The sequence below is a fragment of the Pedobacter cryophilus genome (assembly GCF_005116455.1).
GTDB lineage: Bacteria > Bacteroidota > Bacteroidia > Sphingobacteriales > Sphingobacteriaceae > Pseudopedobacter > Pseudopedobacter cryophilum.
Genome location: NZ_SWBP01000007.1, coordinates 25,159 through 42,129 on the forward strand (window position 1 = coordinate 25,159; position 16,971 = coordinate 42,129).

At 34.9% G+C, this 16,971-nt stretch carries 8 protein-coding genes; all 8 read right to left on the reverse strand.

The features are described from left to right. Positions 1-4: 4 nt before the first annotated feature. The 8 genes from FA046_RS15635 to FA046_RS15670 all read right to left on the reverse strand — a co-directional run bounded on the left by FA046_RS15635 (position 5) and on the right by FA046_RS15670 (position 16,955). Positions 5-2,632: a glycoside hydrolase family 3 C-terminal domain-containing protein gene (locus FA046_RS15635; protein ID WP_136827480.1), complete on the reverse strand. Its 2,628-nt coding sequence runs from the start codon at positions 2,630-2,632 to the stop codon at positions 5-7. A gap of 220 nt (positions 2,633-2,852) precedes the next feature. Next, on the reverse strand, positions 2,853-4,469 hold the full coding sequence (locus FA046_RS15640) for a family 43 glycosylhydrolase (protein WP_136827481.1): 1,617 nt from the start codon (positions 4,467-4,469) through the stop codon (positions 2,853-2,855). A gap of 166 nt (positions 4,470-4,635) precedes the next feature. Next, positions 4,636-6,573 carry a glycoside hydrolase family 97 protein gene (locus tag FA046_RS15645; RefSeq protein WP_136827482.1) on the reverse strand — a complete coding sequence of 646 codons (1,938 nt, stop codon included), beginning with the start codon at positions 6,571-6,573 and terminating at the stop codon, positions 4,636-4,638. 215 nt (positions 6,574-6,788) lie between these two features. Next, positions 6,789-8,735, reverse strand: coding sequence for a sialate O-acetylesterase (locus FA046_RS15650; RefSeq protein ID WP_136827483.1), 1,947 nt, complete (start codon positions 8,733-8,735; stop codon positions 6,789-6,791). 183 nt (positions 8,736-8,918) lie between these two features. Next, positions 8,919-11,063 carry an endo-1,4-beta-xylanase gene (locus tag FA046_RS15655; RefSeq protein WP_136827484.1) on the reverse strand — a complete coding sequence of 715 codons (2,145 nt, stop codon included), beginning with the start codon at positions 11,061-11,063 and terminating at the stop codon, positions 8,919-8,921. A 29-nt stretch (positions 11,064-11,092) separates the two neighbouring features. Then, positions 11,093-12,064, reverse strand: a complete 972-nt coding sequence (locus FA046_RS15660) for a DUF5627 domain-containing protein (protein WP_136827485.1) — start codon at positions 12,062-12,064, stop codon at positions 11,093-11,095. 47 nt (positions 12,065-12,111) lie between these two features. Then, positions 12,112-13,872, reverse strand: a complete 1,761-nt coding sequence (locus FA046_RS15665) for a RagB/SusD family nutrient uptake outer membrane protein (RefSeq protein ID WP_136827486.1) — start codon at positions 13,870-13,872, stop codon at positions 12,112-12,114. A 23-nt stretch (positions 13,873-13,895) separates the two neighbouring features. Continuing rightward, a complete protein-coding gene (locus tag FA046_RS15670; protein ID WP_205943682.1) occupies positions 13,896-16,955 on the reverse strand; it encodes a SusC/RagA family TonB-linked outer membrane protein in 3,060 nt (1,019 codons plus the stop codon). Positions 16,956-16,971 lie beyond the last annotated feature (16 nt).

The following is a 16,971-nucleotide window of genomic DNA, read 5'->3' on the forward strand; positions in this document are numbered from 1 at the left end:
CAGCCTATAAAACTTCAATAGTTTTTTGAACCATATTACTACTGCTTTTTTCAACTTCATCTGGTTGAGAGCCACCTACGCTTATCAATACTTTCCCTGTGAATTGTACGCTTTCTCCGTTTGCGTTGATGTAGGATAAATCTTCAGGATTTAATGAAAATTTAATCGTCTTACTTTCTCCAGCATTTAAGCTGATTCTTGTAAATCCTTTTAAAGATTTGATAGGTGCTTTGATGGTTTGATCTTGATTGGTAATGTACAATTGAACCACCTCATCACCATCCATTTTACCAGTATTGGTAACTTTCGTAACTACTTCAACTGCATTTCCTTTTGAAATTTTAGCTGGAATATTTAACGCATCATATTTAAATGTGGTAAAACTTAAGCCGTAGCCAAAGCCATATAAAGGTTTTCCTTTGAAATAACGATAGGTTCTGTTATCCATGGTATAGTCAGTAAACGGAGGTAAATCTGCATCGCTTTTATAGAAAGTTACTGGCAAACGCCCTGCTGGGTTATAATCTCCAAACAAAATATCTGCAACAGCCGCACCTGCCGCTTGTCCGCCATACCAAGCATTTACAATTGCGGGAATATTTTCAGCTTCCCAAGGAATAGCAACTGCGCTACCTGTCATCATTACAAAAACAACAGGCTTCCCTATCTGCTTTAAAGTTTTCATTAACTCTGTTTGGATTGTTGGTAATAAAATAGAAGTTCTATCGCCACCTTCAAAACCTGGAAAATTAACTCGCATTTCTTCGCCTTCTAACTGCGGAGAAATTCCTCCTACAAAAACAAAGGCATCAGCATCTTTCACTCGATTAACTAAAGCTTGGAAATTTGTACGCTCGTAATTACCGGCACTTAAACGCACATTTCCTTTTCCGTCTCCTTGCCAATATTCGACCACCAGCTTGTAAACCGAATCTTTTTTGGTTTGTAAACGATAAGTTTGTCCGCCCCAACGGTTTCTTGTCCAAGCGTTTAAAATGGTTTTTCCGTTTATGATAAAGCGATAGCCATCATCAGCTTCTAATTCAAAAGTGATAGACCCATCAACTTGAGCAGTAAAATTTGTAGTATATCTTGCAGAGAAATTGTTTGCTCTAATTCCGCCAATCACGCCTTCTCCTTCTTGCCATAAATGAGTAATGTTAGCTTCATTAACTGTGGCCGTTGGCGCTCCTGTTAAATCTTTATTGTTGAAATATTCGGCTTTAAAGCCTTGCTTATTTTCGAAACTGTATTGCTTACTTACATCGGCGTAAGCCAACAAAGTATCATTGGTAAAATTGATGGCTTTTTCATAAACCACTTCGGTATTGCTACCTAACTTATCTTTTATTCCTTGTAAAACAGTGCTTAATTTAGTCGGAATTCCATTATAATTTCCTAGGATAGCAATAGAATTATCAGCATTTGGACCTAAAACCACAATCTTTTTCAAGTTCTTTTTCAATGGTAGCGTATTATTATCGTTTTTTAATAACACCATAGATTGGCGAGCCATTTTTAAAGCATGAGCTTGATGCGCTGGACTTTCTAAAACCGAAGCTGGAGTTTGCGCAAACTTTACCATCTCCACAGGGTCAAACATGCCTAATCTAAAACGAATCATGTATAAACGTTTTACCGAAATATCAATCTGAGATTCGGGGATTTTACCATTATTTACGGCCTGTACCAAAGCTTTGTAAGCATCAGTTCCGCAATCTATATCAGTACCGTGGAAAACTGCATCTGCAGAAGCTGATTCAGCATCTGGATGTGTTTTATGGTTTTTATAAAAATCGTCAATTGCCCAACAATCAGAAGTTACATAACCAGTAAAATTCCATTGCTTACGTAAAATATCTGTCATTAATATGTCGCTAGCACAGCAAGGCTCGGTTCTAAAAGCATTATAAGCACACATTACGCCTGCAACTTTTGCATCAACTACCAACTTTTTAAAAGCGGGTAAATAGGTGTCCCACAAATCATAAGGTGTAACATCCACATTAAAAACGTGGCGTAAAGGCTCGGGACCGCTATGCACTGCATAATGTTTAGCACAAGCTGCCGCTTTTAAATATTTAGGATCATCGCCTTGCAAACCTTTTACAAAAGCTTCGCCTAAAATGGCTGTTAAATAAGGGTCTTCTCCGTAAGTTTCCTGTCCGCGACCCCAACGAGGATCTCTAAAAATATTGATGTTTGGTGTCCAATAAGTTAAGCCTAAATAACGCTCATTATTACGACCTAATTCTATGGCTTTATTGTAAATGGCTCTGCCTTCTAAAGCAGAATAATCTGCCATGGTGGCTAATGAATTTTTATCAAAAGTGGCTGCCATTGCAATGGCTTGAGGATAAACCGTAACTTTAAAAGGTGTACGAGCTACTCCATGTAGGGTTTCGTTCCACCAATCGTAAGCAGGAATTCCTAAGCGAGAAATAGCAGGAGAAGAATTGAGCATTTGCGAAACCTTCTCTTCTAAAGTTAACCTGCTTACCAAATCATCAACCCTTTGCTCAAATGTTGAGTTATAGTTTTGAAAAGGATAAGTGAATTTTTGTTGTGCACTACCTAAAAAAGGAAGAAACAGCGTTACAACAGCTAATTTAATTTTAAAAAATAATTTCATACTCGATTTATTAATTGGCATTCGTCAAATCAAAAGAAGAAGTTTGTTTAAAATGGTTTAATTGTTTTGAAGCTAAACATTAGTTCAGGCAATCGATTGCATAAAGGAAAAGAAAAATATTTAGAATAGCAATAGCTTAACAAAAAAGTCAAGAAATTTTCTTTAAATATTACAAGTTTTTAGGCTCATTTTAAGATGATTATATTTAACCAAATAACGTTTATTGAGTTTTCACCAGCGAAACATCATCTACATGGCAAAAAGCATTGGCAGTACCTTCTGCTAAAAATCCGACTTCAACTTTCCCGTCCTTTACCACTATATTTTTTAGATTAATGGTTTGCCAAATTGTGTTTTCTTCTTTGATGGCGTAGTTAAACATTTTGCCATTGCTTGAGGCATACATGGACAGGTTATTAAACTTATTATTATTCTTCACTTTAGCAATCAAAGTATAAATTCCATCTTCTAACTTAACATAAGGCGAGGAGGTGATGATTTGAAATATTTTACGATTAAAATTGACTTTATCACTAATATTCAAACTTTTCTCACCTATCACCATTTTTCTATCACTTGTGGTATTAAAATAGTTTAAGTCTGGCGAGTTGGCACTATCTAAACTAATTTTATTTCCTTTTACAATGATAGTTGCCCAACCTGTTAATTGCTCTTGTATTGGCTTAACAACGCTGGGAATACGCTTACGGTCTGCCTCGAAGCTGCCATTTTTTATGTAATCATTATCTTTAGCTACTTTCCATTCCCCGGTTTTGGCGTTTAAATTCCATGAGTTTAGAGAATTAAAATAAGGCTCGCTTCCTTTAAAAGTGATAGGGCACCATTGGTTGTAACCCAATCCGTTACCAGCAAAATTAGCCCACCTATCGCCGCAATAAATTACTGTTTCTTGTTTGCTGCCTTTTAGCACATAAAAAAATCCAGTTTGAGAGATGTGGGCGTAATCATCTGAAGCGCCGTTGGTAATCAACATTTTATTGCTTGGTAAATAAGGGCCTCTAATATCATCGGCCACTAAATAGTAAGCAAAAGAGGCGTCCCATCCATAAATATTTGAGGCAAACATGTAATATTTACCCTTGTATTTAAACATACAATTTCCTTCTCGGCTCTCGCCTTGAAAAATTTGAGTACAATCTAACAAGTCGACTTTACCGTTTTTTATCCCAATTTCTGAGATATAAATTTTATTTCGGCCCCGGCCATAAGAATAAACTAAGTATGATTTACCGGTATCTTCATCAGTAAAAACGGTTTGATCTCCTGTGTTTGGCGTTCCAATCATTTCTTGCATGCTAATTTTTTGATGCCATTTGAATTCTCCAGTTGGAGTATCTGAAAGGGTGATCAATACGCCGCTATCATGCTGCACAAATAGGGCATATTTATTCATTTCGCTGATATAGGCAACACCTAACCTGCCCAGCCAAGTTCTACCATTTTTGTTAACGCTATCTTTTGTTAAAACATCTCCTTCTGATTTCCAATTCACTAAATCAGTAGAACTATAACAAGTTACCGACTTAAAAGTGGCTTTAGGCTGAGTAACAGCAGGATTTTTTCTATAGGTTTCTGCTTCTTCATACTGTACACCATACCAATAATATTTATCAATGCCTGTTGCTGCATCTTTAAATTTAAAAATTCCCCCGCCTTGGCTATAAATAGGCTGACCATCAACAGTATTCCAAAAAGTATCATTTTTGATGTTGTTGAATTGTGCTTTTGCAGATATTGTTACACAAAATTGAATTGTAAAGACTAGTAATCCTACTATTATCCTCAAAATAGATCTCTTGTTAATTATCCTATTCATTTTATGATGTTAGTAAACTCAAATGAGTTAAAATTTAAAATTGGTTTTCTGACTTCTAAGGTATTAATAAAGCTGTGAATTGGATAGTCACAATTTCCAAGACATCATAAAACAAAAAACCTTATCCAATTACTCGGATAAGGTATAGATATATTAAGGTTTGGTATTATTCAAAAACCATTATAAAGCCATCATTTCCTTTTAAATCTAGTTTCAGATTTCCGTCATCAGCAATTTTTATCGTTTTGTTGTCAAAGGAATTATAACCGTCATCATTTTTACCAGAGGAGATGATTTGCCCAGTTTTGTTCTTTAGAAATGAAAGATCTAAGGATAATTGCTTTTCAATTTTTTCTCCATTAATTCCAGCTACATACCATTTATTTCCAGTCCTTCTGGCTACCACGTAAAGTTTACCTGGATATCCGTCAATAAATTTCACATCATCCCAATTATTAGGCATGGCTTTTAAAAATGTTTTCACAAAAGGTGGAACAGTTGCCATTCCGCTAGGTGTTTCGGCATAATGCTGAATGCCTGATAAAAACGTAATTGATGTTGCTAATTCAAAGGCTGCGGTGGTAGTTCTTTTGATATTAGGAATTTTATTTAAAACCATTGGCGTAAAATCCATTGGATCAAATGCGTTACGAACCATGGCACTCATTACCGAATGTGAAGGCGCTTTATTAGCGGCATCTTGCCCAAAAGTGATCATTTCATAACCGTAAATGGCCTCGGCGGTCATCAAATTTGGATACGTTCTGTGCCAGCCTCTTGGTAAAGTTGCGCCATGAAAATTCACTAATAACTGATATTTTGCTGCATCCTCTAAAATATCATGATAGTAGGCTATCATTGATTGCCCATCGCCACCAAAAAAATCAATCTTCACTCCTTTAATTCCCATTTTCTGTAACCGAGAAAACTCTTGTTCCCTACTTTCATGAGTGAGTAATTTATCTTTTGGGGTAAATTTAACTGTGTTCCAGTCTCCTGCAGAGTTATACCAAAGCAATAAACCCACGTTTTTTTGTTTAGCATAATCAGCCAATAACTTCACCGAATCATACCCAATAGTTTCATCCCAATTGGCATCAATTAAGCAATATTGCCAATTCATATCAGCAGCATAATCAATGTATTTTTTTTGAACAGGATAAATGGTGGCTCCGTCTTTTTCTAAAACCCAGCTCCATGAAGATTTACCCGGCTTTACAAAAGACATATCCATTTTTTTTGCTGGTAAAGCCAAATCAGTTCCAAGTGTAGATTCCATAATGGTTTTTAAATCTCCAATGGCAATTATCCTCCAAGGAGTTAACCAAGGCAAACTCGACTGAGGGTTTAATGCGCCATCCTTAATTTTTTCTGCTGCTTGAGGAAAGTTGATTTTATACTCTCCGTTAGGCGAAAATTGTTGTAGAGCTGTGCCGCAATAGTTGTTTTCTAAACCAGCTTCGGTAATCATTAACCAAACATTATCTGTTTTGAATAATGCTGGATAAACCCATCCATTTTCACTATTTGATGGCCTACCTACCGGAATATCCATCATATAATGTGCTTCATAAGACGGATTGGTATGTTCGAACCCAGTTTGGGCATTTGTTTTGGGTTGTAACCAAGCCTTTGATCCTTCTACAAAATGAAAACTTGTTGATTCGGATTTGATTTTTTTTACCTCCTTGTCTTTTTCAGGAAATTCATATCTGAAAGCTAAACCATCATTAGAAACTTGAAACACCATATTCATCAGTTTTCCTGAGGTGCTTTTTGTCTCAATTTTTAATTGATTAGCAGTGTAGCTGATATCTTTTCTTTTTGCATTGAGCATTACATAATTATCCTGAATGGTTTTAGTTTGAGCAACCTTTAACACTTTTAAATCTTTTGTAAAATCTTCATCCTCTCGCACTATACCTAATTTTGAGTTTTTGAGTACAGTTTTATCTTTGAATTTTACACTGTAAAAAAGTTGACTAGCATCTATGGTAACCGCTATGTTTTTATCAGGACTTAAAATAGTTTGAGTGCTATTTTGGTGAGCAAAAGCGTTAAGTACACTTAAAAAGGAAAAAATTAATAGATAAATGAACTTCATAATTTTGGTTTATTGTGGTATAATATTTTAGAAAATAATAAGATCGCTAGTTGAATTGCCTCCAATTTAAATTTAGCAAATTATCGCTCTCTCCTTTTAAAACAAGGTATAAATCATGCTCAAGAGAATGGTAAATACAGTAAAACTTAAAAATCTGTCATTGTTAATTTATTGTTTTGAACCAATTCTGTTTAAACTTTATCATGTTCAAATTCTTAATCATCTGTTCTAAAAGGAGAGGCCGGAAGATTTTCTTTATTGTAAAGGTTAGGATTTACAGGGTTATCCGCCCAAGCGTATCTAACATATTTAGGTTCGGGAACATGATCTGACCAAACCTCAACTTTATTTCCAACGATTTTTGCTTTTGCCCAAACAAATTTCTTATCAACGCCAGCTATAGCAAATTCAGCTAATTCTTGTCCATCATTAGAAATTAATCCCGAACCGATGTGATTAAAATTAATGACGATTTTTTTATCTACAATGGTAGCCGATTCATATAAAGGACCGCTATATATCAAATCTTTTTCTCCGTAATTGTAATGTCTAGCAATTAAAGCTAACCTATCACCTACTCCTTTTTTATTATCAGGATGAATATCATTCCATTCTCCTAAATCTATTGCTACCGCCATTCCTGTATTTGGAATTTTAAGCGCTTTAAATGTAGATTCTCTTAATAAGGCCCAACCACTTTCAGTCGGTAAATAATTAGCATCGCCAAAATTTGGTAACTGTACATAGTAAAAAGGCATTTGAGGTTGAGAGAATTTTGTACGCCAATCGCTTATCAATGATGAAAGCAATTTCTCATAGCCTTTACCACTTCCAGAATTACTTTCTCCTTGATACCAAAGCACACCCTTAACTTTATAATTAATAAATGGGGCTATCATGGCATTATACAAAGCTGTTGGTTGGTTTTGCTCGCTAATTCCCATTGGGCCTCTTCTACCCTCTAACGGAATAAAAACTTGCCCAACTTTATAATCCCAAGTTCCTTTTAAATCAATTTTTTGAGTTCCGATAGCTATGTAATAGGGTTTATCAGGAACAAAACCTCCTTTTCCGTTACTATTTTCTACTCTTATAACAATGATGTTTTTTCCTTTTTTGAATAAATCCTTTGAGAATGAGTATCTACGTTGAGGATATAAATAGGTAGTATTTCCTACTTCTTTACCATTGATATAAACCCTATCAGCATCTACAATTCTACCCATGTGTAATTTTCCAGGTTTTGATAAAAGAGAATCGGGAATTTCAATTTCTCTTCTATACCAAACCACTCCGTTTAAATCTTTAATGCCTTGATCTTCCCAATAACCGGGGATATTAATTGATTTCCAACCAACGGGTTTATAAGCTACATCAAACCATTTAGTTGATTCGGTTAAGCCTTTATCAGGATCTTGCTTTGGTGAATTTTGTAGATTTCTTGTCGGTTTTAAACTATTAAGATAAGTGGTATCTCTGTTTTTTGATATAATTGCTTGTATAGCTGGAAAATCTTTAAAACCTTCTTCACTAGTCCATGCTTCAATTGGAGTACCACCAACACTAGAATTTATAATCCCGATAGGAACACCATGCTTCTGATGGATATCTCTAGCGAAAAAATAGGCCACAGCAGAGAAATTTTCAACGTTTTTTGGATTAGCAGGTTTCCATCCGCTTTTCTTAACATCCATCTCAGGACCATTCATATTGGTTGCTGTTGGCACCCAAAACTGCCTTATCTCTGGGAAGTTTGCTTCCGCGATATCCTTTTCATAAGTGACATTGTGAATACCCATTTGATGCACCATGTTTGATTGTCCAGAGCATAACCAAACATCTCCAATCAAAATTCCTTTTAAAACAATTTCGTTTTTTCCTTTAAAGTACATCTCAAAAGGACCACCAGCTTTTAAGGCGGGCAGCTTAACTTGCCATTTACCTTTAACATTAGCAATGCTGTTATAACTTTTACCTTGAAATTTAACTTTAACTTTCTCGTTCGGAGAAGCCCAACCCCAAATATTTAGAGGAATGTCTCGTTGCAAAACCATACTATCACTTACCAAGGCAGGCAACTTTATTTGCGCATAACTAGGGAACAGATAAACTAGAGAAAAGAAAGTGATGAGAATAGATAACTTGATGTGGACTTTTTTCATTCTATGATTTTTAGAACTTTTTAAAATGATGCCTAGCAAAACATCAAATAAATTTAACGCTAATGGTTAGGAAATAATCTAACTGAAATTAAAAAAGGCTTTATTGTACAAAAGTTGACATAAAATCAAAAATCAGGAATGCAAAAGCAAACCTGATTTTTGATTTATTAAACAACCAATTAATTATTTACCTTTTAAAGCTTCGGAAACACCCATAAAAGCAGGTTTTCTTACAAAACCTTCTGTCCATAAACCGATAGGCTCTCCAGCTCTCCAGAAAGAACTTACTGGGCTATCTAAAGGACTCCAAATGGTAATTCCGTAACGTTGATTTGCTGGAATAATTTCAAAATACTTATCAATTACAAATTTGTAAAGTTCCATTTGTTTAGTTAAGTCTTCAACAGTTGCCTCAGGAGTTTTCTTCTTATTGACTAAGCCCATATCTAATTCAGAAACCTTAATCAATTTACCAGTTGCGGCTAAAAGTCTAAACATTTCTTCAATTTTAGCTTTATCAGCATCAATAGAAATATGCATTTGTGTGCCAATTCCATCTACTTTTGCGCCTTTACTCTCAATATATTGAACATACTGTATCAATCCTTTACATTTATCAATACTATATTCTAAGTTATAATCATTGATAAAATGTACATCAGAAGCGTTACCATATTGTCTGGCTAATTTAAATGCATCAACAGCGTAATCTTTTCCAAGATAATCTTGCCAAAAGAATTCATCTGCAGGAAGTACCCTTCCAACACCAGTTTTTAACTCGTATGGTCTGCCATCATCCATTGGCTCATTCACTACATCCCATGCTTTAACATATTTTTTAGTAGTATCAACCATTGCTGAAATCCAACTTTTCATCGCATTAGCAATTAAAGTTTTCTTTTGATCAGCAGTTTTTTCAATAATTTGATCTTGAGCACCTCCATAACCTTCGCCTTGTGCAGATAATCCTCTGGTAGAGCCATTTCCGTAACCACCCCAAGCACCAACACCCGATTCGAAATCAATAGTAGGTATTAAGTTTGCCGTACCATCAGTTAGCGTTAGTTTAACGTTATCAATGTTTACTTTACCAACATAGTCTCCAAAACTTATCACAAAGTTATTTCTGTCAGCTTTTGTAGTTGTTGTTTTAAACTCATATTCTTTCCAAGCGGTAGTCAATGCAATTGTTCCAAATGCATTGTTTGAATAATCTGAAGTGGACTGTAATTCTGATCTAATGTTTCCAGCTACACTTCCTTTGGCAGCAAACTTAATGGTGTATTCTTTTCCATTTTGTAATGGCGAAAGGCTATGAACTACTTGAGCTGTCCAGTAATTAGCAGCAGTTGGATTTGTAAAAAAATAAGAATAACCAGCGTTTCCACTACCTTTTTCGTTATATTTTTTTACTGTGATATTATCGAAATAGAAGCTAGTAGCTGTTTTACCTAAATTAAAGGCAATAGTTTTACTGGTAGCCATGTCTGCTGTTACAGTAATTTGTTTGGTATACTTTGCCCAAGTAGTTGTGGCTGAAATGGTTCCAAAGAAATCCCAATGTTTGTAAGCTCCGGGTGTAACGTGAGCTTGAGTTGGATAAGACGCTGCATTATCTGCTTTTACATCCATAACTAATTCATACTTCTCGCCTGCTACAACTGCATTAGGAAGCTTTACGAATAACTGAACATCATAGTCTTGAGTTCTAACACTTGTATTAGTAATTTTTAGAGCTCTACCTGTTCCGCCTGCGCCTTGACCTGCTGCTGTAAAAGAAGCGACTGCATTTGCATTGTATTCGTAATTTGTTGCAGCATCAGTTTCAAAATTTGCGCCAGTTTCTAAATCCCAAGTAGGCTGGCTAACACCAGGAATTATAATAGGTGCAATTAGTTTATTAAGATATGTTGCATTTTGACCCGAGTGCCAAACTAATGCATGACCAAAAACTGAAATTTTTGCCTTAGAAGCTGTCTGCAATAAATTGTTAACGTTCGTTAAATTTAAAGTTCCATCGTTTCTTACTACAGAACCATGCTTCATTTCATACCCAGCAGTAATGTCATTAAAATTAGAATTAACCAATCTGTACATTACTCCTTTACTAACATACTCTGATAGTGAAATAGCTGCCCCAAATTTAAACTTCGGGTATTTTACGCTATCTAAATAACTTTTTAAAGGATTGTATGCATCAATTTGCTCTTGATTTGCAATGGTAAGTGGCTTACCTACTTGATATTCTAAAGATTCGTATTTTTTGCAAGATATTATTGCAATTGAGGATACTAATCCTATTAATGCAATGTTGTTAAATCGTTTCATTTCTTTTGATGATTAGATTAAGATTATTTTTATTGAACCGGATTAAAAGTCTCTATTGCTACCCCTCTATCTCTTAAAACAAGTGTATCTTTTGATGAAACCTGCATATCATTTAGCTCTACCACATAATTTAAGTACAAAGCATCACGATCTTTATTTCCCCAGCTTTGTTTCTCCCCTCTTTTTACAAATTTACCTGAGCCTGTTGCTGTGTAGCCAGCACCCCCAGCGGTGATTGTGCAATTGCCATTATCATCAAAATTTAAAAGGAGGTTACAATTGATGTTTGTTCCTCCATTGCCTTTAAATGTCACCGGAAAATCAGCAATCTTTAAGGCTTTCGTGTTTACTTTATTAATTTCATCTTTTTCAACATATTGTTGACGTCTGGTAATTGTACCATTTAAAGCTGTATTTCCGTTTTTACCCACCACAACATCTTTACCTCTTCTTAGGTAAAAGCCTGTCCATTGGTTAATGTATTTAATGGCATAAAGCGTATAATTTTTATTCTTCAAAATAGAATCTGCTTTTTGAACGTTTGTCATTTCTACAGGAATCACATAAGTGGTTTTAGTGGCATTAGGATCAGCAAAAAAAGCATCCGTAAGTTGCACTGTAACACCCCCGGTAATTTTTCCTTTAGGGATTACAATTTTATCAGAAGATAAGGTGTAGTAGTTGCTAGGCATAGCTATTACATTCCCACTATAAGGTGCAGCATATCTTAACCCTGTTGTTAAGGAATTTTTTACTGCAATACCTATGGTAACATCATCATCATTTGAATAAACGCCACCTGTTGTCGCTACTATTTGGCATTTAAACTGGTTATCTAATGTGGTATCAAAAATATCTTCTCCTAAAGTGATGGTACGAATAGGCGATTGATAAGCAAAGTACACCGACTTTACTTCATAGTCTGGAAAATCCCATTCGCCATTTTTACATGATGAAAGGAAAAATATGGCTAGTAATAATATATTGAACGTTTTTTTCATAATAATTTATTAGTTAAGGCGATATAAACTTTTATAAATATTGGCTTTTACCATCCTGTGTTTTGATTTAAGGAACTAAACTTTAAAATTTCGCTATAAGGAATTGGACCAAACCTCATAAAATCTTGATAGCTTCTTTCTTCTACATCTATCACTTGAAAAGTAGTTTGATTAATGCTCATTCCTTTTGCTGTTTCCTTTAAATCTTCATTCCATCTTCTTAAATCCCAAAAACGGTATCCTTCAAAACACAATTCAAGTCGACGTTCATTTTTAATAAGCTCTTTCATTAAAATTTTATTGGTTTTAATAGACTCCAAATAAGCATCTCCATTGTTTAAACCAATTCCTGCTCGTGTTCTAATTGCTTTAATCACATCATAAGCAGAATAGCTTGAATTAGTACCAGTACCCATAGGTCCGTAAGCTTCATTTGCAGCCTCGGCGTAAGTAAGATACATTTCTGTATATCTGATATGTGGTTTATAATGCTTTTGGTTATTGATAGATGCAGAATTACGGCTTACATCTTGTCTCAACAGTTTTCTCATGTAATAACCAGTACGAGTTGAAGTTGCTACTTTGTTTAAAGCATCATTGGTTGGGCCATTAACTGATGTGTTTATAACCGTATTGGTTGGGCCGCTTGTGCTCCCGTTTATTACGATAAACCTAGCTAAACGAGGATCACGACCGGTGTACGGAGCTGTGCTAACGTATCCACTAGAAGTTGTATTGATTGGATATCCGTTAGCCATAGGAAAAGCGTCAACCAAATTTTGGGTAGGATTTAAACTACCTCTACCAAAAAGTGTTGGTGGATAGTGAGCTGCTTCTAAATCACTATTAGTAACCACGTTACTTCTCCACAATATTTCCGCAGGATTATTACCAGATCCCAATGCATCAATTTCTGCTCGGTTATCATACCAGGTAACACCATTAGTTGCTAAACCATTTAAGCCATTATTTTTATTTAAAACATTGGCCGCATCTTCTGCAGCTTTAACCCATGTTATGGTGTTGCCAGTACTAAAAGCCGGACTAGCCGCAAGTAATGAAACTTTTGCTCTAACGGCATCAACTATCCTGCCCGACATTAATTGCTTAAATAGTCTTCCAAAAACCCTATTATAGGTTTCTGTAGATACCCCAGCATATTTGGTTGGTATTGCAGATGCTGCTGATATATCATTATAATCTAACGGTAATAACTCTTTTGCTTTATCCAAATCACTGTAAATTTGCTTTAAACAGTCTTCAAATTTTGCTCTTGGAACATTGAAATTAGAAGCAGGAGTTTCGGGCTCTAAAACAATTGGGAAACCATATAACTCTCCGTTTAACCAACCTGCATGTCCTTGTAATAGGTTATACATTAAATAAGCCCTTAAACCGTAAGCTTCACCTTTCATTCTATCCTTAAACATTTCGCTTAGTTTTGGATCATTACTATCCCACCTTACTTTATCAACTTCTGTTAAAAAAATATTAATGTATTGAATACCTGCTCTAGTATTTGTCCATTGATCAAGTGGGTTAAAGTTAGATGTCCATTGCCCTGTAGCTATCCTTCTAAAATTATTATTGGTTTCATTAGTTACCGCATCATCAGTTGCTACATCATTAAATACCCAGAAATTACTTGGCAACCTTGTGTAACCATTCATTAATAGACCTTGGGCTAAATTTGGCTCGGTGTATATATTCTCAAAATCTCCATTATTTTGAGGAGCAGGCTCTGTAAACTTCTCACAGCCAGAAAGAACTATGATTAAGCCTATAAAAAATATTGATATCTTTTTCATGTTATTTAAGTTAATCATCTCTATTAAAATGTGGCTTTAATACCCAAGTTGTAGAATCTAGTTTGCGGCGCACCACCTAAATTCATTTCTAATAACGCTCTCTCTTTTGCTGCTGTTAACAGGTTAAAACCAGACACATAAAAACCCATTTCTTTTAGAAGTTTACTTTTTAAAGTTTTGCCAGTTAAGGTATAAGACAACTGTACTTTTGATAAATCAAATCTATTTGTACTGTACATCCAAAAATCTGAGTTTCTAAAGTTATTATCGCCACCTGTGGTGGTTAATCTAGGATAAGTTGCGGTTTCCTTTGTTGCCTCAGTCCAGCGGTTTCTTACAACTTCTGAGTATTTATCTTCACCATTTACCCAAAAATAATCTCTTTGAGCAGCGTTAGTTGTATTCCCTTTTATTGTTGAACCACCAAAACGACCAGTTAATAAAGTGAAAAATGTGAAGTTCTTCCATTTAGTAGTTAGGTTTAAACCAGTTGTTAAAGGAGCGCCAAAAAAACCGCCTTTACCAAGATATACTTGATCCTGATCATTAATTAAACCGTCTTCATTTACATCGATATATTTAATATCGCCTGCTCTAACTTGGCCAAAAGCAGGCTGAGGAACTCCATTTCCTGCATTTGCAGCTGTAGCTTCTGCGGCGCTATTGTAAAATCCATCACTTCTTAAACCCCATAAACCGTCTAGTGGCTTCCCTTCTCTTAATTGATAACTAAACTCAACATTTTCGGCTCTTTTGGTTGCTTTTGTAGTGTAGTAAGAAACTACTGCGCCAACATTCCAGGCAACAGAGCCTGAACGCTTATTAAAGTTTAAATTAAAATCAAAACCTGATCTTTGATCCTCATTATAGTTTACATAAGGTATAAAAGATGAGTTAGGGTAACCTGTTGTAAAATAATTTGGGTACAACACATTGGTTTGTATAATATTTCCTGTTATTGTATTTCTAAAGTAATTAGCCCCAAAACTAATGGTGTTGTTAAACATGGCGCCGTCAAAACCTAACGTAAACTCTTCTCTTCTAGCCATTCTTAAATTAGAATTACTTCCTCTTCTAGAATCTGTAGTTCTTACTAAAATTCCATCATTCCATGAGTAAAATGTACCATCGCTTTGAGTGTAAATAGATTCATACAAGAAATAATCATTAAAATCTAAATCAGTATAAAGTATACCTGCTGATGCATTAAGTTTTAAACGATTTAAAAAACTCACATCCTTTAAAAAAGACTCCTCACTGATTACCCATCCTATAGAACCTGCTGGAGAAAATGCTGATCTTTTACCTTCTGCCAATCTTGGGGATGAAACCATAGAACCAGTTAACTCTACATAATATTTCTGCTTAAAATCATACCCAACTTGTAAGCCTAAATTAGAATTTGTGGTTCTTTGATAAACTTCTGAGGATGATTGAGTAAAGCCAGTTCCCATTAAAACAGCTGAGAAATTATGTTTAAGATTTACCAATTTATTATAATTTAATTGGCTTGATAAAGAAATGGTTTGCCCATAACGGCTATCGGCAATGATTTGATCACCTGATTTAGTGTCTTGCCCGTATCGTGTTAAGCCACCAACTAAATTAGTACCCGAATAATTAGTCCATGATGGTTGAAAGGTAGCGTATCCGTTTCTGTAACCTTGGTTATAATTACTTGAATAATCAATACCTAATGAAGAACTAAACGTTAAGCCACTTAAAATTCCTTGCAAATCTGCATCTACACCGGTAGTAAACTGGAATTGACGACCAACAGCGTTATTATTACCTCCAGCATAGATTGTAGCAAACGGATTGGTTTGATCTAACTGGGTACCTCCTAATAAATATTTACCATCAATAACATTATTGCTGCTATTGATAAAATTCCAACTTGCCTCATCTGTTGCTTCAATTAAACTTAACGGAATAAGTGGAGTTAAACGATCAGGACGTAAAGCGGCTGCATTTGCAAAATAATCAGTATTTACACCTCCTTGATTAAAAAACACAGCACTAGCATCAATCCTGGCTCTAATCATATTATTTAATTTCATGTTTACATTTCCACGAATATTAAATCTATCAGCAGTATTGTTGTTGGTTGCTTCACCAAAATTTAATAATGACCCTGTAGAGTTGTAACCAATATTGGTGTAGTACTTAGCTTTATCATTACCACCATAAATTTCAGAAGTCATGTCATATCTATTGTAGCTACTTTTCAAATATTCTGAAGAATAAAAATCTACACTTGGGTAACGATATGGATTAACTCCTGAATGATTATATATGGTTTCATCTGTATATAATTTTGATAATCCATCATTAACTCTGGCTTCATTATATAACGTCATGTACTCTGACGATCCTAAATATCCAGGAAATCCTTTAGGCGTATTTATGCCTGCATTTGTTCTTACGTTAATTTTTTGGTTAGAACTATCTCCTCTTTTGGTTGAAACCAAAATCACTCCTTTTGCACCTCTGCTGCCATATAATGCTACCGCAGATGCACTTTTAAGAAATGTAATTTGATCAATTTCCGATGGCATTAAGCTGGTGATATCACGTGGAACACCATCAATAAGAACTAAAGCAGAATTCATGCCCCATAGATTGTTACCATTATACCCTGGCGCAAAAGCTTCTAACCCATCCAAACCATTGATAGTAAAGTTTCTCTCAAAAATATCAGCAACATCAACGTTTGAAACGCCTACTGGTAGATTATCTTCAGAAACGTTTCTAAATGCTACATTAATCATTTTACTTTCTTTTAATAAAATGATTGTTTTTAAGTCTCTTGTAGCTATAATAGTTTTAGTAATATAACCTGGCGCACTCACTAAAAGTTGAGTTCTAAGTTCAACCTCAAGACTAAATTTTCCGGTAGAACTAGTGGTTGTTAAAGTATCATTAGTATCATTTAAAATTGAAGCACCCTCAATCGGTATTCCGCTTTTATCTTGCACTATAGTATTTATAGTGATATTATTAGCGTTTTGACCTAAAGCTAACCCAGTAATAAAGGTTAGTAGAACGCATACAAATATTTTTATCTGTGAATATTTCATCATTTTCTATAATTTTTTC